The 20,460-nt window shown below is 72.4% G+C and carries 16 protein-coding genes and 1 pseudogene; 7 read left to right on the top strand and 10 right to left on the bottom strand.

The window, feature by feature from the left end:
• Window positions 1-1,098: alpha/beta hydrolase family protein (locus tag ACPT94_RS31990; protein ID WP_425247409.1), on the bottom strand; the 1,098-nt coding region annotated here is incomplete at its 3' end.
• 174 nt (window positions 1,099-1,272) lie between these two features.
• Here ACPT94_RS31990 and ACPT94_RS31985 point away from each other — a divergent pair.
• The gene (locus tag ACPT94_RS31985) at window positions 1,273-2,628 is read left to right on the top strand and encodes a Gfo/Idh/MocA family protein (protein ID WP_360342682.1); all 1,356 of its coding nucleotides are present in this window, start codon (window positions 1,273-1,275) and stop codon (window positions 2,626-2,628) included.
• A gap of 24 nt (window positions 2,629-2,652) precedes the next feature.
• Here the strand turns inward: ACPT94_RS31985 and ACPT94_RS31980 are convergent, their stop codons facing one another.
• From ACPT94_RS31980 to ACPT94_RS31965, 4 genes are all read right to left on the bottom strand, one after another.
• Window positions 2,653-3,069 carry a Zn-ribbon domain-containing OB-fold protein gene (locus tag ACPT94_RS31980; protein ID WP_425247408.1) on the bottom strand — a complete coding sequence of 139 codons (417 nt, stop codon included), beginning with the start codon at window positions 3,067-3,069 and terminating at the stop codon, window positions 2,653-2,655.
• A gap of 213 nt (window positions 3,070-3,282) precedes the next feature.
• Window positions 3,283-3,951: a TetR family transcriptional regulator gene (locus tag ACPT94_RS31975; RefSeq protein ID WP_425247437.1), complete on the bottom strand. Its 669-nt coding sequence runs from the start codon at window positions 3,949-3,951 to the stop codon at window positions 3,283-3,285.
• A gap of 98 nt (window positions 3,952-4,049) precedes the next feature.
• Window positions 4,050-4,898: a bifunctional methylenetetrahydrofolate dehydrogenase/methenyltetrahydrofolate cyclohydrolase gene (locus ACPT94_RS31970; protein ID WP_425247407.1), complete on the bottom strand. Its 849-nt coding sequence runs from the start codon at window positions 4,896-4,898 to the stop codon at window positions 4,050-4,052.
• Between the two features lie 129 nt (window positions 4,899-5,027).
• Window positions 5,028-5,600, bottom strand: a complete 573-nt coding sequence (locus ACPT94_RS31965) for a MarR family winged helix-turn-helix transcriptional regulator (RefSeq protein WP_360342691.1) — start codon at window positions 5,598-5,600, stop codon at window positions 5,028-5,030.
• Window positions 5,601-5,771: 171 nt separating this feature from the next.
• On the opposite strand from ACPT94_RS31965, the gene ACPT94_RS31960 reads away from it, so the two are divergent.
• Window positions 5,772-6,425 carry a peptidoglycan-binding domain-containing protein gene (locus ACPT94_RS31960; protein ID WP_425247406.1) on the top strand — a complete coding sequence of 218 codons (654 nt, stop codon included), beginning with the start codon at window positions 5,772-5,774 and terminating at the stop codon, window positions 6,423-6,425.
• Window positions 6,426-6,442: 17 nt separating this feature from the next.
• Here the strand turns inward: ACPT94_RS31960 and ACPT94_RS31955 are convergent, their stop codons facing one another.
• From ACPT94_RS31955 to ACPT94_RS31935, 5 genes are all read right to left on the bottom strand, one after another.
• Window positions 6,443-8,839: a SpoIIE family protein phosphatase gene (locus ACPT94_RS31955; protein ID WP_425247405.1), complete on the bottom strand. Its 2,397-nt coding sequence runs from the start codon at window positions 8,837-8,839 to the stop codon at window positions 6,443-6,445.
• Window positions 8,840-8,939: 100 nt separating this feature from the next.
• Window positions 8,940-9,320 (bottom strand): hypothetical protein, encoded by a 381-nt coding sequence (locus tag ACPT94_RS31950; protein WP_360342697.1) that lies wholly within the window; start codon window positions 9,318-9,320, stop codon window positions 8,940-8,942.
• Window positions 9,321-9,641: 321 nt separating this feature from the next.
• Complete coding sequence (locus ACPT94_RS31945; RefSeq protein ID WP_360342700.1) at window positions 9,642-10,565, bottom strand: MurR/RpiR family transcriptional regulator; 924 nt, start codon at window positions 10,563-10,565, stop codon at window positions 9,642-9,644.
• 342 nt (window positions 10,566-10,907) lie between these two features.
• The gene (locus tag ACPT94_RS31940) at window positions 10,908-12,824 is read right to left on the bottom strand and encodes a phosphatase PAP2 family protein (RefSeq protein ID WP_425247404.1); all 1,917 of its coding nucleotides are present in this window, start codon (window positions 12,822-12,824) and stop codon (window positions 10,908-10,910) included.
• Between the two features lie 825 nt (window positions 12,825-13,649).
• Window positions 13,650-14,558 carry a BadF/BadG/BcrA/BcrD ATPase family protein gene (locus ACPT94_RS31935; RefSeq protein WP_360342706.1) on the bottom strand — a complete coding sequence of 303 codons (909 nt, stop codon included), beginning with the start codon at window positions 14,556-14,558 and terminating at the stop codon, window positions 13,650-13,652.
• Window positions 14,559-14,977: 419 nt separating this feature from the next.
• On the opposite strand from ACPT94_RS31935, the gene ACPT94_RS31930 reads away from it, so the two are divergent.
• The 5 genes and pseudogenes from ACPT94_RS31930 to ACPT94_RS31910 form a co-directional block, all read left to right on the top strand.
• Window positions 14,978-16,123 carry an ROK family transcriptional regulator gene (locus ACPT94_RS31930; RefSeq protein WP_425247403.1) on the top strand — a complete coding sequence of 382 codons (1,146 nt, stop codon included), beginning with the start codon at window positions 14,978-14,980 and terminating at the stop codon, window positions 16,121-16,123.
• A 276-nt stretch (window positions 16,124-16,399) separates the two neighbouring features.
• On the top strand, window positions 16,400-17,722 hold the full coding sequence (locus ACPT94_RS31925) for an extracellular solute-binding protein (RefSeq protein ID WP_360342712.1): 1,323 nt from the start codon (window positions 16,400-16,402) through the stop codon (window positions 17,720-17,722).
• 124 nt (window positions 17,723-17,846) lie between these two features.
• Window positions 17,847-18,758, top strand: a complete 912-nt coding sequence (locus tag ACPT94_RS31920) for a carbohydrate ABC transporter permease (RefSeq protein ID WP_360342715.1) — start codon at window positions 17,847-17,849, stop codon at window positions 18,756-18,758.
• A complete protein-coding gene (locus ACPT94_RS31915; RefSeq protein WP_360342717.1) occupies window positions 18,755-19,657 on the top strand; it encodes a carbohydrate ABC transporter permease in 903 nt (300 codons plus the stop codon). Before ACPT94_RS31920 ends, ACPT94_RS31915 begins: the two co-directional genes overlap by 4 nt.
• A 2-nt stretch (window positions 19,658-19,659) precedes the next feature.
• A pseudogene (locus ACPT94_RS31910) lies at window positions 19,660-20,460 on the top strand (hypothetical protein); the annotation flags it as partial.

The following is a 20,460-nucleotide window of genomic DNA, read 5'->3' as shown; positions in this document are numbered from 1 at the left end:
CGCCGACGGCACGTCGGCGACCGGATTCTGGCCGAAGATCGTCGGTCCGATGAGGACGGTGCCGCGGATCTTCCAGCGCACCGGGCCGCGGTAGCCGTCCTGGGCGGCGGGCGCCGGGTAGAGGCTGTCCATCGCGGCCCGGTTGACGCCCTCGCCGCCGCGCGAGTGACCCACGAGCAGGACGCGCGAGAGGTCCGCCTTCGGCGCCTTGCGGACGGCCGCCGGGGCGGAGGCGGGCTGGGAGGCCCAGCCGGCCCAGCGGGCGAGGTGCTGGCGGACCAGCGAGGAACGGGCCTGGGCGCCGCCGTCCTCGGCCGCGTAGTCCTGGCCGTTGATGCCGTTCGCCGAGATCGACACCGTGACATAGCCCTGGGAGGCCAGCAGCTTCTGGTCCTGCAGGTAGCCCTTGTGGCTGGGGATGGGCTTCGTGCCGGCCGGGCAGGGCCACTCACCGCTCGCGTACTCGTCGTCGCCCGGCTTGTAGCAGGTCGAGTGGCGGCCGTGCAGGAACAACGCGAGCGGCCGCTTGCCGGTGGCCCCGGTCGGCGCCACCACGACCGCCTGCATCTCCACCGGGGCGGAGAAACCGGGCAGCTTCACCGGATCGAGCGTGTACTCGCCGGTGACCGTGCGGTACGCGCCGGGCTTGCCGGGGTCGACCGCGTTCGCCGGAGCCTGGGCCGCGGGCCGCGGGGCCGGCGAACTCCGCTCACCGGCGGGGGAGTTGTCGGCGGTCGCGTCGAGGCGGCGCCCGCCCGCCAGCACCTGCAGGTCCTTCAGGGGTGCGTTGCCGGCGTCCTCGAGGGAGAGCCGGAAGGTGCGGCCGTCCTTCGCCGCCTTCGGGACGCCGAGCAGGCGGTTCGCCGCGTGGAACTCCACGCGGGCGTCGCCCATGGGCACGGGCGTGGCCGACCGCCACACCAGTTCGCGCGCGCCGCCCTCGCCGGTGACGCGCCACCCCGGCGGCAGCGCGCTGTCGGTAGAGCTGGCCAACGGCCTTGTCTCGGAGGGTTGTTGAGCTTGTGCCAGTCCCGGTGTTCCCGCCAGGGCCGCGAGCGCGGCCACGGCGGTGACACCTATTCGCCGGGCACGGATCAAGGGTTCCCTCCTCACCACTTGAGCGCGGGAGCCCCGTCGGTATCGGGAGCCCCTCGCGTCCCAAAGGAAGTGAAAGAGCATCTGTGGGTTGCCTGTGGCCGGGAACCGCGCCGGAGAACCGCAAGGATCCGGTCACCGGGACTGGTGCGCCGGCCCGCGGGAAAGGCCACCTCCATGAGCCGAACTCCCCCTCTCCGCGCGGCCGTCGTCGGCACCGGACACCGCGCCCAGACCTTCACCAGGGACCTCGCCGCCCGCCCCGGCCACCGCGTCGCCGCCCTCTGCGACCCCAGCCCGACCCGTATGGCCTTCCACAACCGGCTGCTGGCCGCCTCCGGCGAGCCGCCCGCCACCACGTGGGAGCCAGAGCGCTTCACCGACCTGCTCGCCGAGGAGGGTATCGACGAGGTCGTCGTCACCACCGTCGACGCCGAGCACGACCGCTACATCGTCCCGGCCCTGGAGGCCGGCTGCCGTGTGGTCACCGAGAAGCCGATGACCGTCGACGCGGCCCGCTGCGCGCGCATCCTCGACACCGTCCGCGCGACCGGCAACTCGCTCACCGTGGCCTTCAACTACCGCTTCAGTCCCGTCCACGAGAAGGTGCGCGCCCTGCTCGCCGAGGGCGCGGTCGGCGAGATCCTCTCCGTCCACTTCGAGTGGCTGCTCGACACCCGGCACGGCGCCGACTACTTCCGCCGCTGGCACCGCGAGAAGCGGCACAGCGGCGGCCTCATGGTGCACAAGGCGAGTCACCACTTCGACCTCGTCAACTGGTGGCTCGCCGACACACCGGCCGAGGTGTTCGGCTACGGCCGGCTCGCCTTCTACGGCTCCGAGGCGGGCGTCCGGCACGGCCTGCGCCGTGACTACGACCGCGCCCACGGCGCCGAGGCGGCCGCCGACGACCCGTTCGCGCTGGACCTGGCGGCCGACGCGACGCTCCGCGCCCTCTACCTCGACGCCGAGGGGGACGACGGCTACCACCGTGACCGCAACGTCTTCGGCGGCCCCGTCACCATCGAGGACGACATGGCGGTGCTGGTGCGCTACGCACGGGGCGCGACGATGACCTACCACCTCACCGCGTACTCACCGTGGGAGGGCTACCGGGTGATGGTCAACGGCAGTGCCGGGCGGCTGGAGCTGGAGGTGGAGGAGAGCCGCTGGCAGGCGCCCCGGACCCCGGTCGCCTCGGCGAGCGGGGCGTTGCACGGGGACACGGCGGCCGAGCACGCGGGCGGAGTGCGGCTGACGCTGCGGCCGTTGTGGCGGCCGCCGGTGGAGGTCGAGGTGGACGTCGCGCACGAGGCGCACGGCGGGGGAGACACCCGGATGCTCGACGCGCTCTTCGGCCGGGCGGAGGCAGGGGCCGCGGCGGGGGCCGGGGCAGCGGTCCACCCCACGGCCACGGAGCGCGACGGGGCGCTCGCCCTGGCGGTCGGCCTCGCGGCCAACCGGTGCTTCGAGACGGGCAGGCCCGTGCGGATCAACGATCTGGTCCCCGGCCTGGGGGCGCGGGCCGTCTGACGGGAGGCCGTCCGAGGGGAGGTGTCAGCGCCAGGCCCGGTAGGGCTCGTCGACGAGCTGGAAGACCGGCTCGCCCCGGACCGGGTCCTTGGCCGTGGACAGCCGGACGCGGTCACCGCTGTGGATGCCGATGGGCGGGCCCATGACCCGGCCGCGCACCACGAACCCCTCCATCATCTCGACCAGGGACACGTTGCGGGCGGAGGGGGTGTTGCGGTGCACCACCGTGGAGTGGCGGACCGTGCCCGTGCCCTCGCTGCGCTCCGTGCGCAGGTCGCTGCCCTGGCACACCGGACACAGCAGCCGGTGGTACATGGCGGTGCCGCACCAGGTGCAGCGCTGGAAGAGGATCGCCTCCGTGTCCGTGGTGCCCAGGCGATCGAGGACGCCCGCCGTGGAACCCGCTGCCTGCTGTACGGCGCTTCCTGAGTGGTGGTACACGCTGGTCAACTCCCTGCACTCGGCCGGAATCCCACGTGCGCGGCTCACCCGTGCACGGATGTGCGCGGTTCACCGTGTGCCACCGTGCACGGCCACAGAGTATGGCACTCAGTGCCAGCCGTAAAGGCACTGCGTACCCCCAAAATGTGCGGACCCGGCGGAGGCCCTGTCGGGACCGGACCAGGGGTCGGACCCGGGCCCGGCCGGTCCGGCTCAGTCCCGCCCGAGCGTCGTCTCGATCTCCTGGACCACCCGCCACAGGGGTGCGCCGCGCCGGGACACGACCACGACCACGTCCTCCGGCTGCTCCCCGGCCGGGGTCGCGGACGGCGCGCCGAACGCCGACTGCACGTACCGCAGCGCGTGGTCCACCGTCGCACTCGCGTCGCCCTCGCCGTCCGACCGCAGCCAGGAGCGCAGGGCGTTGTTGTGCGCGGCGACCACGGCGGCCGCGATCACGTCGGCCCGGAGGTTGCCGTCGGGCCGGCCGGCGAAGCGACCGCGCAGGTACTCGGCGAGGGCCCGCTCGTAACGCCACACCACCGACAACTCGTACGCGCGCAGCCCCGGCACCTTCTTGGTGAGCCGGTAGCGCTGCACGGAGAAGGAGGGGTTCTCGGCGTACATCAGCAGCACGAGCCGGGCGGCGTCGCACACCCGGCGCACCGGCTCGTGCCCGGCGTCGCTCGCGGCGAGGAAGGCGGTCATGTCGGCCAGGCACCGCTCGTGGTCGGGGAAGACCACGTCCTCCTTGGAGGGGAAGTAGCGGAAGAACGACCGCCGTCCGACGCCGGCCAGCGCCACGATGTCGTCGACGGTCGTCTGCTCGTAGCCGCGTTCCAGGAACAGCTGGAAGGCCGCCGCCACCAGGGCGTCCCGCATGGGCGGTTTCGCGGTCTCCGGCTCGCCGTTGCTCATGGCGGGGAACGTAGCACGGGATGGCACTCAGTTCCCTGCCGACGGGGAACTGAGTGCAGTCGTCAGAGCCGCTCCGCCGCCTCCACGACGTTGGTCAGCAGCATCGCCCGCGTCATCGGGCCCACCCCGCCGACCGGCGGCGCGAACGACCCGGCGACATCGCTGACGTCCGGGTGGACGTCACCGAGGATGCCCTCGACCGTGCGCGTGAGGCCGACGGACAGCACGGTCGCGCCCGGCTTGATCCAGTCCGGGGTCACCAGGTGCGCCACACCGGCCGCCGCCACGACCACGTCCGCCACGCGCGCGTGCGCGGCGGTGTCCTGGGTCGCCTCGTGGCACAGGGTCACGGTGGCGTGCTCGGTGGCGCGGGTCAGCATCAGGCCCAGCGGACGGCCCACCGTGACACCGCAGCCGATGACACAGAACTGCTGGCCGGTGATCGGCACGTGGTTGCGGCGCAGCAGGTCGATGATGCCGCGCGGAGTGCAGGGCAACGGCGCCGGGATGCCCAGCACCAGACGGCCCAGGTTCGCCGGGTGCAGACCGTCGGCGTCCTTGACCGGGTCGATCAGCTCCAGCACGGCATGGGTGTCGATGTGCGCGGGCAGCGGCAACTGCACGATGAACCCGGTGCACGCCGGGTCGGCGTTCAGCCGCAGCACCGCGGCCTCGACATCGGCCTGGGAGGCGTCGGCGGGCAGCTCGACACGGATCGACGCGATACCGACCTGGGCGCAGTCACGGTGCTTGCCGCCGACGTAGGAACGGCTGCCCGGGTCGTCGCCGACCAGGATCGTGCCGAGCCCGGGGGTGATGCCGCGCTCCTTCAACGCCTGCACACGGAGGGCGAGTTCGTTCTTGATGTCGGCCGCTGCGGCCTTGCCGTCGAGCAGTGTTGCGGTGGTCACGGGAGTCGCGGGCCCTTCGGGAGAACAGGAGAGACGACGGTCCGGAACCGGTCGTACGATCCGATCCACGGCCCTGTCATCGTACGTCCCGTCCGCCGCGCGCCCGCCGGGAGTCCCACCCGCCCCACCTCAGGTCCGGGGCCGGCGCCCACTGCGCCGCGGCGCCGGCTCCGCGCCGTCGAGCAGGGCGCGGCGGCGCTCCTCGCCGTGCTCCTCGACCTGGAGCACGATCCGGCGCAGCGAGTCCGCGAGGATGCGGCACTCGTCGTCGGAGAGCTGCGTGGTGACGAAGGCCTCCTCCTCGTTGAACTCGGGGAACAGCCGCACCATCAGCTCCTCGCCCTTGTCGGTGAGGCTCAGCAGCACCAGCCGGCCGTCCGTCGGGTGCCCGGCCCGCCGCACCAGCCCCCGTGACTCCAGCGTGCGCGCCACCCCGGTGAGCGTGCCCTTGGAGATACCGGCCTCCTCCGCCACGTGCCGGGTCTCCGACTCGCCCCACACCCACACGACCCACAGCACCACGAACGCCGTCCAGGTCAGGTCCGAGCCGCGCAGGACCGAGTTCTCCACGTGCTGGCGCACCGCGGAGGCGGCACGGTGGATGTTCGCCACGGCCGCCATCTGCTCCCGGCGGATCGGGATCCCGCCGAGCTTCGCCGAGGCGAGCCTCTCGGCTTCGGTGATGGAACGCTGGCCGGGCACGGGCGGCTCCTTCGCATCGCTTCCCCGGACACCCGTCGAGGGCCTCCGGTCATTCGGCTTCAAATTGTACGGAGGCCGGGAACCGGCGCGGGATCCGCCCGGACCCGGCTGAACCCCGCCGCCCGTCCGCGCGTATCTCTCCCCGGGGACACGGGACGGAGGGAGACCAGCGTGCCGACACAGGCCGAGCCCGGACAACCGCACGAACGGCCGGTCCTGGAACCCATCCGGGTCCTCAGGCCGCGCAACACCGACGCCCTCGCGGAGCTGTTCCGCGAGATGACCGAGGAGACCGGCCCCTACGAAGCGGTCCGTGTGCCGACCGGGCAGCAGCCGGGCACCGAGGCGGACACCCAGGAACTTCCGCCGGTCGGCCGTAGCAGGCCGCCAAGGCCGCCGAAGGACCGCGTCGCCGGTGCGCACCGCGTCGCCATCGCCACGATCGCCGTCCTCGCGGCGGCGCTGGTCGGCTTCGCCTGCGCGCTCCTGCTGCCGGGGCGCGGCGGTCAGGCGGCCGCGCAGACACCCCCGGCCACCGCCCCCGCCCCGGCCACCACGCCGGCCACCGCCTCGCCGGCCGCCACGACCGACCCCGACGGCGCCGGCACCCTCCGCGAGGGCGACACCGGCCCCGAGGTCACCGACCTCCAGCAACGCCTGCGCCGCATCCCGAACATCTACGACGGCGGCCCCACCGACGGCCGCTACGACACCGTCCTCACCGAGGCCGTGGCCCGCTTCCAGCTCTGGTACGGCATCCGCGGCGACGAGACCGGCGTCTACGGCGACGACACACGCCGCGACCTGGAGTCCCGCACCGGCTGACGGCTGACGGGTGACGGCTAGTCCGCCGCCCCGTCGCCTTCGTCGGGAACCCGGATGTCGAGCACGCACACGTCGTCCCGTCGCTCGGGCTCCAGCAGTGCGCCGAGCAGCCGGTCCAGTGGGGCCGGCCCGGCCGCCGCGGGCTGCGCGGCGGCCCGGGAGAGCCGCTCCAGGCCCCGGTCGATGCTCTCCGAGGGCCGTTCGACCAGCCCGTCGGTGTACAGCACCAGCCGGTCGCCGGGGGCGAGGCGGCACTCGGCCTCCTCGTAGCGCGGGGTGTCCGTGGCGCCGAGCAGCATGCCGAAGGGACGCGCGAGGTAGCGGGCCTCGCCGTCGCGCAGCAGCAGCGGGGGCGGATGGCCCGCCTGCGCCCACACCAGCCGCCGCTCGCGCGGGCTGTAGCGGGCCAGGACCATGGTGGCGGTGCCGTGCGGGTCACGGGAGTGCAGCAGCAGGGCGTTGAGCCGGGTGAGCGCCCCCGTCAGCGACGAACCCGTGATGATCATGCCCTTGGCGGTGAAGCGCAGCAGGGCCATCGCGGCGACGGCGTCCATGCCGTGCCCGGCCACGTCCCCCACCACGAACAGGGCGTCGCCGTCGGGCAGTTCGATGGCGCTGAACCAGTCGCCGCCGACGTTGAGCCCGGACTGCGCCGGGAGATAGGCGATGTCGACCCGCAGCCCGGCCAGTTGGACGGGCTTCTTCGGCAGCGGCAGCAGCGCGTCCTGGAGCCGGGCCGCGACCGTCCGCTCGGCCTGCAGCGCACCGTGCTGGGTCAGGATGGCCCGCTCGCTGGCGACCAGGGCGAGTTCGGCGTTGCGCTGCGCGGTCAGGTCCTGGACGAAGCCGTGCACCTCGACGGGCGTGCCGTGGACGTCGGCGACCGCCTCGGCGACCGCCCGCAGATGCCGGACGCCCTCCCGGGTGATGATCCGGAACGGCACGTCGCACGACCGCCCCTCCCGCACCAGGTCTCCGACGGCCCGGGTGAGCGTGGGGATCTCCTCCGGGAGTGCCAGGCCCGGGAGTTGGGTGAGGGACACGGCACCGCGCGCGGGATCCCGGTCGAAGATGGCGAAGACCTGGGAGGACCAGTTCACCTCGCCCGTGACCAGGTTCCAGTTCGCCCAGCCCAGGTTGCCCAGCCGCTGCACGTCCGCGAGCCGCTGCTGCTGCCGGTCGGAGGGGTCGTGCCGGATCCAGCTGACGACCAGCCCGTCACCCAGCCGCGTCGCCCGCGCCGAGTACGTCGTCAACTCGCTGACCCCGTCCACCGTCTGCTGCCCGGCGAACGGCTCGCTCTCGTACGGCTGTCCGGAGGCCAACGTGGCCAGGCAACCCTGCCACAGTGGTTCGCCGGTCGCGGCCGGCCAGCACTCCAGGAAGCGCAGCCCGAGCAGTTCACGGCCGCTGCGGCCGACGGTGTCGGACGTGCCGGCGGTCGCGGCCTCGATCCGGAAGTCCTCGACCCGGCCGGAGTCGGTCCGCAGCGGGGTGAGCAGGACCGCGGCGACCGGCAGCAGGTCGAACACCGTCTGCACAGCGTCCGCGGCCGCGCCGATCGCGCGGTCCTGCCGGGGGCCGAGCGTGCGCAGCACACCCGCGCACAACCGGGCGGCGGCCAGCAGGTGCTGACGGACCTCGGGGGTGAACGGCCCCTCGTGGCGCCGGAATATCCCGAGGGCGACGTCGGACGACTCCCCGGTCGGCACCGGCAGCCAGGCCCGGCTCGGCCACTGCTCGGGCGGATCCCCTATCAGCAGGTACCGCTTCCTGGCCTCCTGGAAGTCCTCCAGCCAGCGCGCCTGCCCGGCGTCGAGGGCGTCCAGGGCGGCGATCCCGCTCAGCGGCGGCACCCGGCCCCACTGGCAGGCAAGCGTGTCGTCGACGCCGGCGTGCCCGACGAGTTCGAGGCCGCCGACGGGCAGCCGCGCGAAGAGCATGACCGCGTCGGCGCCGGTCTCCGGGGCGAGATGGTCCAGCAGGCAGCGGGCCAGGTCCTGCGGGCTGCCGACGCGCACGAGCGCCTGCGCCAGCCGGCCGAGGGACGCGGCGGCCTGCGCCTGCGCCGACGCCGGGGCATCGTCCGGACCGGCGCCGGTGACGGCGTCCGCCGAGGGCGCCTCGGAGGCCGTACGGGCCGGGGATCCCAGGGCGCCGAGGGTGATCCAGCACTCCTCGAGCAGGGTGCGCCGCGCGTCCTTCGCCCGCCGCTGCAGCTGCTCCTGCGCGCTCTCGGGGGTGCACCCGGTCTGCGCCATCACGGCGCCCTTGGCCCGCTCCATCACGGCCGAGGTGGCCGCCAGATCCTGCAGCCGGTCCATCTCGGCGCGCTGGCGCGCCACGACTCTGGTCAGGGCGGCCAGGTCGGTCACGGCGCCGGTCTCCGCCGGCCGGGCGGGTTCGCTCGTCACGCCACGAGCATGGCACACGGGCCCGCATTTGATCGCGGTCTTGCGGCAACGCCCCCGCCAGCGGTTATGCCCGCGGCGCGTGCGGAACGGAGGGAGCCGTTCAGCGCCCGGAGCCGTTGTCCACCAGCGCCTCGGTGACCGCGCGGACGCTGCGGGCGATGTGCTGCAGTTGCAGGACCTCGGCCGCGTACAGCTTGATCGTGTGCTCGATGACCGACTCGGGCATCCCGAGGCGCGGCAGGTCGGCGCGCGCGGTCTGCAGTGCGGTGCGGGCCACCCGGATCTCGTGCTGGACCTGGATCTGCGCATGGCGGGCGAGCAGGACGGGGTGGCGCAGCAGCGTCGGGTAGCTCGCGTAGCGCGCGGGCACCAGCTCGCGCAGCCACTTGGCCGCGGAGCGCTCCCAGTCGTAGCTCCCGGGGATCTTGACCTGGCACGGCCAGTCCGGGCTGATGCGCGTCGTCGTCAGGGGCATGATCATCGCTTCCGGGTGTGCGGGTGTCGTGACGGGTGGTCCGACGTTGTGGGGCGGCCCCGGTATAGGGGAGTGACCGGGGCCGCCACGGGCCCTCGCGCCGGCGAGGCCCCGGACACCCTGGGCGCCGACGTGGGTAGGGAACGGCGGCTTCGGGTGCCCGTACTCGAGCCCTTGGTGGGCGGGTGCGGCCGTGAGCAGTATTTATATATGCCGACGCCTTTGCAAGACGTATGAAAACATTCATGCGTGAAATGCCGAGAATAGTCCGTCTGTGCGTTTTTGTGACGGGGGGTGCGGGGAGCGGTGCCGGGCTCGGCTCGGGAGCTACTCCCGCAGAAAGAACTGATGCTGCTCTGCTATCTGTTCGTACTCCTCCAGGCGGGCCTGGGTGCGCTCCGGGCCGGCGTCCGTCATGGCCTGGAGCAGCGCGGCGGCCATCACTCCGGGGGCGGCGTAGGAGTCGAAGACCAGACGGGAGCCGGTGCCGGTGGCGAAGGTGACGTCGGCCTCGTCGGCCATCGGGCCCAGCGCCAGATCCGTCACCAGCGCCACCCGGAGACCGGCACTGCGCGCGACCCGCACCGCGGTGAGCGTCTCCTGCGCGTGCCGGGGCATCGAGAAGGCCAGCACCCATGTCCCGCCCGCCTCCCGGGACTGCAGCAGCGCGTCGTACGCGACGCTGCCGCCTCGCGTCACCAGCCGGACGTCCGGGTGGATGCGGCGCGCGGCGTAGGCGAAGTACTCGGCCAGCGAGGCCGAGATGCGCAGGCCCAGGATGGTCAGCGGGGTCGAGGCCGACAGCTGCCGGCCGATGTCGATGACCTGGTCGGGGTCGGCGAAGTCCCGGCGCAGGTTCTCCAGGTTCTCGATCTCCGCGTCGACCGCCGCCTGGAGCTCGTTGCTCCGGTTCACCTCGGCCGGTGCCGGCCCGCCGGCCAGCGTGCCGAGCGTGATCGACTGGAGCTTCTCCCGCAGCGCCGGGTAACCGCTGAACCCCACCGCGGCCGCGAACCGGGTCACCGAGGGCTGGCTCACGCCGACGCGGTCGGCGAGATCGGTGATCGACAGGAACGCGGCCTCGGTGATGTGCTCGATCAGGTACTGGGCGATCCGCCGCTGCCCCGGCGACAGGTGGGGCCCGTCGAAGAGCGCCCGGAGCCGGGTGGTCGGGGACACCTCCGCCTCCGGAGCGGTCTTGCCCGAGGTGATCGTGGTCGCCTGTGCGCGTGCCTGTTGAGGCGATGGCACCGGTCCTCCTCCTTTGTCTCCCACGAAACTCAACATAGCCCACGGACCGTGCCGGACCCGGTGCCCCGAGAGCGCGTACCTGCGCCTACCGCCGGTACGGGGGTGACGTCAGGAACGGTGTGGGGGCACCGAGGAGGGGGCGTGGGACAGCGAGGGGCACGCGTGCGGCACCGGGGAGCGCGCGTGGGGCACCGAGGAGGGACGGCGCCCATGAGGCCGTGGGCCGGGGAGAAGGTGCTCGTCATCGTCCGCCCCGCGATGACACCGCCGGGGCGGTCGCGGGAGCCGGCGGCGGAACAGGCCTCTGAGCCCGCTCCGCCGTCGGCTCCCGCCCCGAGGGCGTTACCGCTTCAGGAGTCGTACCGACAGACCGTCTGCCGTGTAGACGGGTACGGCCCGCAGCGTGTCGGAGTTCAGCTCGACGCGGTCGAACTGGCCGCGCAGGGCCGGGGCGCCGATCACGCGGACAACGCTCCCGGCGGCCGGGGGCTTCTCGTCGTCGAGGCGCAGCGACAGCACGCTGCCCCTGCCCAGCACGACCCGGCGCGTCACGGTCAGGACCGCCTTGTGCCGGCCCGCGCGCAGCGTCGGCTCCAGCGTGCCGGCCTCCTGCGCGAACACGCCGTGCACCTGCACCGGTTCGTCGATCCGCACGGTCCCGCCCAGGACCCGTACGTCACCGTGGCCCAGCGCGTGGGCCGAGGCCGACACCAGGACGCCGTCCTCCACCGCGGTCCCGCCCGTGTACCGGTTGTGCCCGGTCAGCGTGAGCGTGCCGGTGCCCTTCTTCGTCAGACCGCCCCGCCCGTCGATGTCGTTGCGCCAGGCGTCTGCCGCGTGGAAGCCGCCGGCCGCCGCGTCCAGCGTGACCGTCACGTCGGAGTCGAAGGAGCCGTAGCCGTCCGCCGCCGCGAACAGGTTGAGGCGGCCCCACTGCTCGAAGCCGTCCAGCAGCACGTACCCGGCGGGCAGCGCCGTCGTGCGCAGCACCTCCCGGCGCTGGGCCGCGTCCAGGTACGGCAGCCGGGTCTCCAGCAGCACCTCCGCGCCCTTGGGCACGGTCAGCGGCTGGTTGCGGCCCTCCCGGGTGAGCACGTAGGTGAGACGCGGCTCGACGGCACGGGCGTTGGCGCGCCGGTCGGCGTACGGATCGCCCGCGGCGGGGTGGGCGTACGAGAACAGGGTGTCGGCCGTCGTGCCGGTCTGCCCCGTGAAGTACGCCAGGGCCTGCGCCCGCGCCGCCTTCTTGAGCTCGGCGTTGGCCGGGTCGGCGAGCGTGGCCGCGGCGAGCGCGGTGGCCATGATGCGGCCGCCCATGACGTCGACCGTGGAGTGCATGCCGGAGACGATCCGGGTGTGGCTGAGCTCGAACGCGCGAGTCACCAGCTCCTGGAACCGCTCGGGCACCGCGTAAGCGAACGCCAGGGCCGCCAGGTGGAAGGCGTTGGTGTGCCCGCTGGGGAAGCCGCCGTCGTCGACGGGGGAGGTGCTGCGCTGACGCAGCAACTGCGTGACGACGACCACCTTGGAGTCGTACACCGGATAGCCGAGCGCGTCGGTCCTGCCGGTGTCGACGACCTCGCTGTCCTCGTTCATGCGCCACGGGCGCGGGTACTGGAAGGCGTACTTGCCGGGGTTGCCGGAGGCGAACGGGCCACGCACGGTGTCGACCAGCTTGGCGACCTGGCCGAGGTCAGAGGTGTACGAGCCCGCGCCGATCGCGGAACCGGCCGGGGCGCCGGCGGGCACGGCGTCGCTGATCGTCGTCGGTGGCGTGGTGTCCGGGGCGCTGGTGATCGAGGTGACCGCCTTGGCGCCCGCCTTGTAGAGGTCGGCGAGCGGGCCCAGGGCGGCGATCATCGCGTAGCTCTGATGCTGGCGGTCGTAGACGAAGGCCTCCTTGGCCTGCGCCTCCGTGCGGGCGGAGGTGACGCGGGCGCAGTAGCGCATGTTGGCGCGCAGGACGTCGGGCCTCAGCGGCGTCCCGGTGTTCCAGGCGGAGCCCGTCTTCCAGACCTCGGCCATGCCGCCGAGGATCCGCACCACGGCGTTGGTCTCGGGCGTGAGGTTCGTCAGGACGTTCGTCTTGTAGTCGTCGACGAACGCGGCGGCGGCCGTGGCGGCCTTCGCGTCGGCGGCGCCCAGCCAGGAGACGAGGGTCGGCGCGGCGACCAGTGCGGCGGAACCGCCCAGGGAGGCCTTCAGGAAGCCCCTCCTGTTCACGGCCGAGTGAGTGCGGTGCCCGGCGGGTGACGGCATGGATGTGCCTCTCTTGAGTTCTTCGGCCGTGCGGCCACGGGGGGACGTGCGATGTGGTGCGAGGTGCGACTCTGACGGTTTCTGACGAGCAGTGAGCCGAACGGTGCGTACGAGCGAAGATCTACGGCCGAGTCGTGTCCCATCGGCGAGGACTCGGCGACCGTGACGTGTCTCGAGGGTGAACGGGGGCCCGCGGCCTGTGGGTGATCGCGAACGCTTCCCGAGTGCGCCTGCCGCGGGTGGGACCGTCGGGGTCGTACCGGCGCGGCGAGCCCGTCGTCAGTCGGGCGCAGTGCTGCCTGTCGGTGAGAGTGGAACTCGGCTGTGCAGTCCTGAGCGACGGGCTGCGCAGCACCACCACGACCCACTCGCGTGGTACGGCGGCTGCTGGAGCGTCGGGCCGGCCGGAGGGGCGCCGGTGTGCGAGAAGGCCGTCGCCTTCAGGCGCGTGACGGAGGCCGTGGCCAGAGGCGGGCGACCGGGACCCGCGCCGCGGGGTGACCAGGGGTCCGCGGCCCCCGGAATCCGTCTCGGCGGCGCTCGTGCGAGGGCCACCGCCCCGGCCGACGGCGGAAGGTGCCTGGGCCATGCCTGCGTGCCTCGCGGGGTGTCGGCTGGAGCGTGGCGTCCGTGGCGTGCCCGACGGCTGCCTCACGGGTATGCCGCCCCCGGAATCCGTCTCGGCGGCGCTCGTGCGAGGGCCACCGCCCCGGCCACCGGCAGACGGTGCCTCGGCTGTGTCTTCGTGCCCGGTGGGGTGCCGGCGAGGGCTCGGCGGGCGTAAGGCGTGCCACGGCTGAAGGGGTCCGGGGCCCCCGGAACGCCTCACAGCAGCGTCCTCGCGAGAGCCACCGCGCCCTCCACCGGCGGGACGCGCAGCGGCCGGGGCCGTGCGCCCGGCACGGCGGCGGCGAGCGCGGCGGCGAACGCCTCGTACAGGGCGGGCTGGCCGAGCACCGTGCCGCCCGCCACGACGACGTCGTCCACCGCGGCGCCGCGGGCGGCGAGCCGGGCGACGAGCGCGGCGAGCGCCTCGCCCGCCTCGGCGATCACGGCACGGGCGAGGAGCGAGCCGTCGGCGGCGGCCGCGAAGACGGCAGGGGCGTGCCGGCCCCACTCGGCGGAGACGTCCGAGGCGGCCTCCAGCGCCGCGCCGAGCGCGGGCACCTCCGGCACGCCGAGCGCGGCGAGCAGACCGAGGGCGAGGGCGTCCGGCTCCTCCCCGCGATCGTGCGCGGCCCATACGGCGCGGGCCGCCTCCCGGACGAGCCCGGCGGCGCCGCCCTCGTCGCCGAGGACCGCGCCCCAGCCGCCCACCTGCACCGGTGTGCCGTCGGGCAGCAGACCGACCGCGACCGAGCCGGTGCCGGCGACCAGCCCGGCGCCCTTGTCCAGTCCGGCGGCGGGCACCAGGAGTTCGGCGTCGCCCACGATGTGCGCGGGCACGCCGAGAAGTTCTCGAACGGCGGTACGGATCTCCGCGCACTGCCGTGGTGTCTCACAGGCGTGTGCCCCCACGGCGAGCGCGGCGGGGCGTGCGCCGGGAGGCAGGGCCTCGTGCACGAGTCGGGCCAGCCAGCGCGCGGCGGCGGCCGGGTCGTGCGGCCGCCATCCGCTGCTGGCGCGGACGTGGTCGGCCACGACGTCGCCGCCCGCGAGCGCGCGCAGATGCGTCTTGGTACCACCCACGTCGACACCGACCACGAGGGGGCACGAAGGGGGAGAGTCCTGCACGGATCCTCTTTCGTCGTTGCGCCGGGGCCTGTCCTTCGGATCAGGCCGGCTCCGAGCGCCGCTTGGGTCCCCCTGAGGGGGAGTGCATGCGAGGGCCCGTGACGTCCGGCACGATCCGGAGGGCAGGCCCCCACTGCGACGGCGGGCCAACCGTGACCTGGGGATGTGCGGGTTTTTCCGTGAACTAGGGAAGCCCCGGGACGGGCTTCTGACGAGGCACGGCAGGCGAGTACCGTGAAGTTCGTTAGGAAGTTAACTAACGAAGTACAGTGCGTCAAGAGCCGTCGCGCACTCGACCACCGAGGCCGCCCGTCCGGGCCGCCACGGGACGGGACAGCGCGCCCTCGTCGCATCCCATCGCCGCAGCCCGCCGAACCGATCGGCCGGGTGCGCGGCCCTGTACCCGTGTGGGGGAAACTGTGGAACACGACGTGGCGGAAGCCCCCCGCCTGACCGAGAGCGCGAGCGCGGTCTTCGCCGTGCTGGCCCGGGCGGGCAGTGCCACCCGGCCGCAGCTCGCGAGCCTGGCGGGGCTGTCCAAACCGACCGTGTCCGCCGCCGTGGCGGAACTGGAGAACGCCCGCCTCGCCGCGCACTCCGGCACCGCGTCCAGCGGCACCGGGCGCTCCGCGGCCGTCTACCGTCTCGGGCCGGCCGCCGGTGCCGTGCTCGCCGTCGACCTCGGCCCCGCCCTGACCCGGGTCCGCGGCTGCGCCCTGGACGGCACCCTGCTGGCCGAGGCCACCGCCTCCCGCAGGGACGCCGCCGACGCCGTGCGCGAGGCGCTGGCCGCGCTGCCCGAGGGCGTTCCGCTGCGCACCATCGTGGTCGCCGTCGGTGACGTCACCGCGCGGGACCGGCAGGGCAGCGGGATGCGCCCCGCCACCGCCAAGGCCGGTCCGGTCTTCGATGCCGTGGCCGTCGCGCTGCCCCCGGGCGTGCCCGTCCACCTCGAGAACAACGTCAACTGCGCCGCCCTGGCCGAGCTGCACGAGGGCGCCGCCCGCGGCCGCCACACCTTCGGCTATCTGCGGATCGGCGTCGGCATCGGTCTCGGCATCGTCGTCGGCGGCGAGGTGCTGCGCGGCTCCAACGGGGCCGCCGGAGAGCTGGCCCGGCTGCCCTACCCCTGGGACGAGGGCCGTGAGCCGCGCCGGGAGGCCCTGGAGGAGTACATCGGCGCCCGCTCCCTGCTGCGCCGGGCCAAGGACGCCTGGGAGGCCGCCGACGGCCCGTGTCCGCGCACCACCGAGCGGCTCTTCGCCCTCGCCGGACAGGGCCGGGCCACGGCTCGCGCGGTCGTCGGCCGCCACGCCGCCGACGTGGGCCGTCTCGCCGCCGCCGTGACCGCCGTGCTGGACCCGGGCCTGATCGTGCTGGGAGGCGGCACGGGCGCGGATCCGCAGCTCCTGCCCGGTGTGCGGGCCGAGCTGGCCAGACTGAGCTGGCCCACCGAGGTGGTCAGCAGTACGGTCGGGGATTCCGGCACCGTCGCCGGTGCCGCACGGCTCGCGGTCGCCCGGGGAGTCCAAACCGTGACCGAGGCCGCGCGGCCCAAGGATTGACGGCCTCCGACTCGGTCTGCCAATGTCCGGACAAGCGCTTTCTAAGTCGGCCGGGACGCCGACTTGGGTTGAGCATCCCGCCCGTACGCGAAGTACGGCAGCCGCACGAGGGCGTGCTTGTGCGACGACGGCCCTCATGGCCGGGGATCCCACCCGTCAGGAGCGACGCGGCCGGGCGAGGCCGCGCCCCCGGAAAGCGAAATTTCCTGCAAAATGCACCCGTGCCGCCTCGATCGGCGCCGTGCTCCGTCCCCTACGACGAAAAAGGGATCGAAGATGACCACTGTGGGTGTGCGGCGCTCCCGCCGACTCGGCCGCGGCGGCATACGCCGCCTGGCTCCCCTCGCTGCCGTGGCCACGGCAGGTGCCCTTCTGCTCTCCGCCTGCGGAGGTGGATCCGACTCGGGCGGGACCTCCAAGTCGCTGACGTTCTGGATCTCCACGGTTCCGGGACAGGACGCGGGCTGGAAGAAGATGGTGGCGCAGTACAAGAAGGAAACCGGCGTCGACGTCAAGCTCGTCAACATCCCCTACGACGGCTACACGACGAAGCTGCACAACGCCGCGCAGGCGAACTCCCTGCCCGACGTGGCGGCCGTGCCGGCGCTGGACCCGATCTGGTCGAACAAGCTGATCGACCTGAGCTCCATCGCCAACAACAAGAGCAACAACATCAACGCCAACTTCCTCGCCAAGGACTCGTCCGGGAAGGTGCTGTCCATCCCCTCGGACGTCACCGCGTCCGGCATGTTCATCAACAAGACGCTGTTCGAGAAGGCCGGCGTCTCCTTCCCCACCTCGCCCCAGAAGACCTGGACCTGGACCGACTTCATCAAGGCGGCGAACACGGTCCGGGAGAAGACCAAGGCCAAGTACTCCCTGACGTTCGACCAGTCGCCGTCCCGGCTGCGCGCCATGGTGTACGAGATGGGCGGGAAGTACGTCCACGCGGACTCCTCCGGCAAGTTCTCGGTGGACGCGGCGACCAAGAAGGCCGTGAACACCTTCGTCGGATGGAACGACGACAAGACCATGCCGAAGTCGGTGTGGACCAGCGGCGCCGACCCGTCCGCCATGTTCCAGAGCGGTGACGTGGTCGCCTACTGGTCCGGCGTGTGGCAGGTTCCCGCCTTCGCGGAGAGCATCAAGAAGTTCGAGTGGGCGAGCGTCCCGACTCCCGCCCAGCCGGTGCAGGCCAGCGACGTCAACAGCGGCGGCATGACGGTGGGCTTCAACAACAACGCCGACGCGGCCGCCGCCGCGAAGAAGTTCCTGTCCTGGCTGTACGAGCCGGCCCACTACCAGGCGCTGTGCGAGGCGTCCGGGTTCCTGCCGGTCGAGAGCGGTCTGAACCCGAAGTACCCCTTCACCTCCGAGGCGGCGCAGGCGGCGTTCAAGCTGTACAACGAGTCGATCCCGCTCTACGCCCCGATCTCCGGCTACTTCAACACCGCGCAGACGAACTGGGTGCTGAAGGGCAAGAGCCTCACCGAGGACCCGACCAAGACGGAGCTCGGCAAGGCGATCAACGGCCAGCAGTCGGCCGACAAGGCCCTGGAGAACATCGTGGCCGGCTACAACCAGCAGGTCGGCGGCTGATCGTGGGCCACAGGGCCGGGCGGCCGGGTCTCGATCCCACCGTCCGGCCCTGGCGCCCATGTGAGGCCGGGCTCATGGCGTGAGCCCCCACAGGAACCCATTCCACCAGCACGGAGTCAGGAAGATGACAAAACGCGCCTCGGACGTGTCCGTGAGCCCGCCCAGGAGACGCAGTAAGTACACCCTTGCGCCGCTCGTCCTCATCGCGGCCAACGTCGTGCTCTTCTCGCTGTTCTTCGTCTGGCCGGCGGTGATCGGGCTCGTCTACTCCTTCACGAACTACACGGGTGTGGGGGCGTTCCAGTTCGTCGGACTGGACAACTACAGCAACCTGTTCGGGGACTCCACCTTCTACGACGCGCTGTCCCGGACGCTGCTGTACACCGTGCTCGTCGTGCCGCTGAACTTCGTGCTCTCGCTGCTCGTCGCCAACCTGGTGGTGAGCAAGCAGGCCAAGGGCGCGTCGGTCGCCCGTGTCATCTTCTTCGTCCCGTGGCTCATCTCGCCCATCGTCGTGGGTGTCCTGTGGCGGTGGCTGTTCGGTGAGAACTTCGGACTGATCAACTACGTCATCGAGAAGCTCGGCGGGAACGCGATCGCGTGGCAGTCGAACGCGGACCTGTCGCTGGGCGTGGTGGTCATGGCGGGCGCCTGGTGGGGAACGGCCTTCTCGATGCTGCTGTTCATCGCCGCGATCAAGAACGTGCCGGTGTCCTACTACGAGGCCGCCTCGCTCGACGGGGCGGGCCCCTGGCGCCAGTTCATGAGCATCACCCTGCCGAGCATCGCGCCCACCTCCTTCATCGTGATCCTGCTCAACACGATCAACGCGATGAAGGAATACCCGCTCTTCCTCGCCCTCAACAACGGCGGACCGGGAACGTCGAACAACCTGCTCGTCCAGTACATCTATCAAACCGGCTTCAAAACGGGCCAGATCGGCTACGCGAGCGCCGCGTCGTTCGTGCTCATGCTCATCCTGATGGCCGTCGCGATCATCCAGCTGATCGTCAACCGGCGGATGGAGAACCGATGACAACCACAGACCTTCCCCGCCCGGTCGACGCCGGTCCCGGACGGGCCGTTTCCAAGAAGCGGCCCCGCAGAGCGGGCACCGGTGGGCTCCGAGGGGTGGTGTCCGCGACGACACTGCTGTGGATCCTGGCGGCCCTCTACGGTCTGCCGGTGCTGTGGTTCGTCCTCAGCTCCTTCAAGCCGGCGGGAGACCTGTTCTCCCTTCCGCTGACAGTGCTTCCGCACAACCCCACCCTGTCGGGTTACAAGGCGGCGTGGGACAGCGCCAACTTCTCCCAGTACTTCATCAACACGACCATCGTGTGCGTGATCACGACGATCCTCACGGTGGGAGCCAGCTGCTGCACGGGGTACGCGCTGGCCAAGTACGACAACAAGTGGCTCAAGGTGTTCTTCCTCTGCATCCTGGCCACCACGATGCTGCCGTCCGAGGTCATGCTCGCCCCGGAGTTCCTGGTCGTCCGCGACCTCGGCCTCTACAACTCCTTCGGCGGCATCATCCTCCCGGCCGTGCTCACCGCGACCGGATGCTTCATGTTCCGCCAGTTCTTCCTGACGGTCCCCAACGAGCTCATCGAGGCCGCCCGCATCGACGGCGCTCGCGAACTGTCGATCTTCCTGCGGATCATGGTGCCGATCTCCCGGCCCATCATGCTGACGCTCGCCATCCTGTCGTTCCAGTGGCGGTGGAACGACTACATCTGGCCGCTTCTGATGCTCAACGACCCCGACAAGTTCACCGTGCAGATCGGCATCCAGAGCCTCGTCGGGGCGCAGAACATCAACTGGTCGGTGCTGCTCGGCGGTTCGGTCATCTCCATGATCCCGCTGATCGCCGTCTTCCTGGTGTTCCAGCGGTACGTCATGAACGCCGACATCAACGCCGGACTGAAGGACTGACCTTGCCCACCCCGCTCGACCACGAGTTCGTCCGGTCGGTGGCCCGTGCCGCCGACCGGTCGGCCGTCCCCCTGGCGGACGGCCCGGACGAGGATCTCTCCGGTGTGACCCACCGCGTCCTGGCACGGCGGGTGAGGACTCTGGTCGCCGCCTACCGTTCCCCGGACTCGGCACTGCACGGCAGCGGCCAGGCCGTCGCCGCCGCGACGAACCACCTCCGGGCCCTGCGGGCCGCGCAGACCACCACCGGCCTCTTCGCCGGCGGCGACAACGTGCAGTCACCGCCGGACTCCGCGTTCACCGTCAACGACGTGTGCGACGCGCACGTCCTCGCCGCCGGCGCGGGACCAGAACTGCACGACGTCACGGCCGCGCTCGCCGAGATCGCCGGCGCCGCCTCCGGCAGTCTCCTGACCGGTGGGGTGCACACCCCGAACCACCGCTGGGAGCTGTGCGCGGCGCTGGCCCGGCTGCACCGGTCGTTCCCCGACGACCGGCTGCTCGACCGCGTCGAGGAGTGGCTCTCCGAGGGCGTCGACATCGACGCGGAGGGCCTGTACTCGGAACGCAGCGCCGTCTACGCGTCCCACGTGACCAACCCGTCGCTGCTGCTGCTGGCCGACGTGCTCGACCGCGCCGACCTGCAGGACGCCGTCGAACGCAACCTCGCCACCACCCTGGACCTCATCAGGCCGGACGGCACGGTGGAGACCCTCCACTCGCGACGGCAGGACCAGAGACACCCGTTCCCGCTGGCCCCCTACCTGCCGCACTACCGGCTGCTCGCGATCCGCACCGGCCGG

The organism is Streptomyces aurantiaciflavus (assembly GCF_049808595.1).
Classification (GTDB): Bacteria; Actinomycetota; Actinomycetes; order Streptomycetales; family Streptomycetaceae; genus Streptomyces.
The sequence above is the reverse complement of the archived record's forward strand: the minus strand, read 5'-3'. Positions and strand labels throughout refer to the sequence as shown.

Coding starts and splice junctions, on each gene's coding strand:
- ACPT94_RS31940 (WP_425247404.1), bottom strand. CDS start 12,824: ATGCCGTCACCCGCCGGGCACCGCACTCACTCGGCCGTGAACAGGAGG.
- ACPT94_RS31920 (WP_360342715.1), top strand. CDS start 17,847: ATGACAAAACGCGCCTCGGACGTGTCCGTGAGCCCGCCCAGGAGACGC.
- ACPT94_RS31985 (WP_360342682.1), top strand. CDS start 1,273: ATGAGCCGAACTCCCCCTCTCCGCGCGGCCGTCGTCGGCACCGGACAC.
- ACPT94_RS31975 (WP_425247437.1), bottom strand. CDS start 3,951: ATGCGGGACGCCCTGGTGGCGGCGGCCTTCCAGCTGTTCCTGGAACGC.
- ACPT94_RS31925 (WP_360342712.1), top strand. CDS start 16,400: ATGACCACTGTGGGTGTGCGGCGCTCCCGCCGACTCGGCCGCGGCGGC.
- ACPT94_RS31950 (WP_360342697.1), bottom strand. CDS start 9,320: ATGATCATGCCCCTGACGACGACGCGCATCAGCCCGGACTGGCCGTGC.
- ACPT94_RS31915 (WP_360342717.1), top strand. CDS start 18,755: ATGACAACCACAGACCTTCCCCGCCCGGTCGACGCCGGTCCCGGACGG.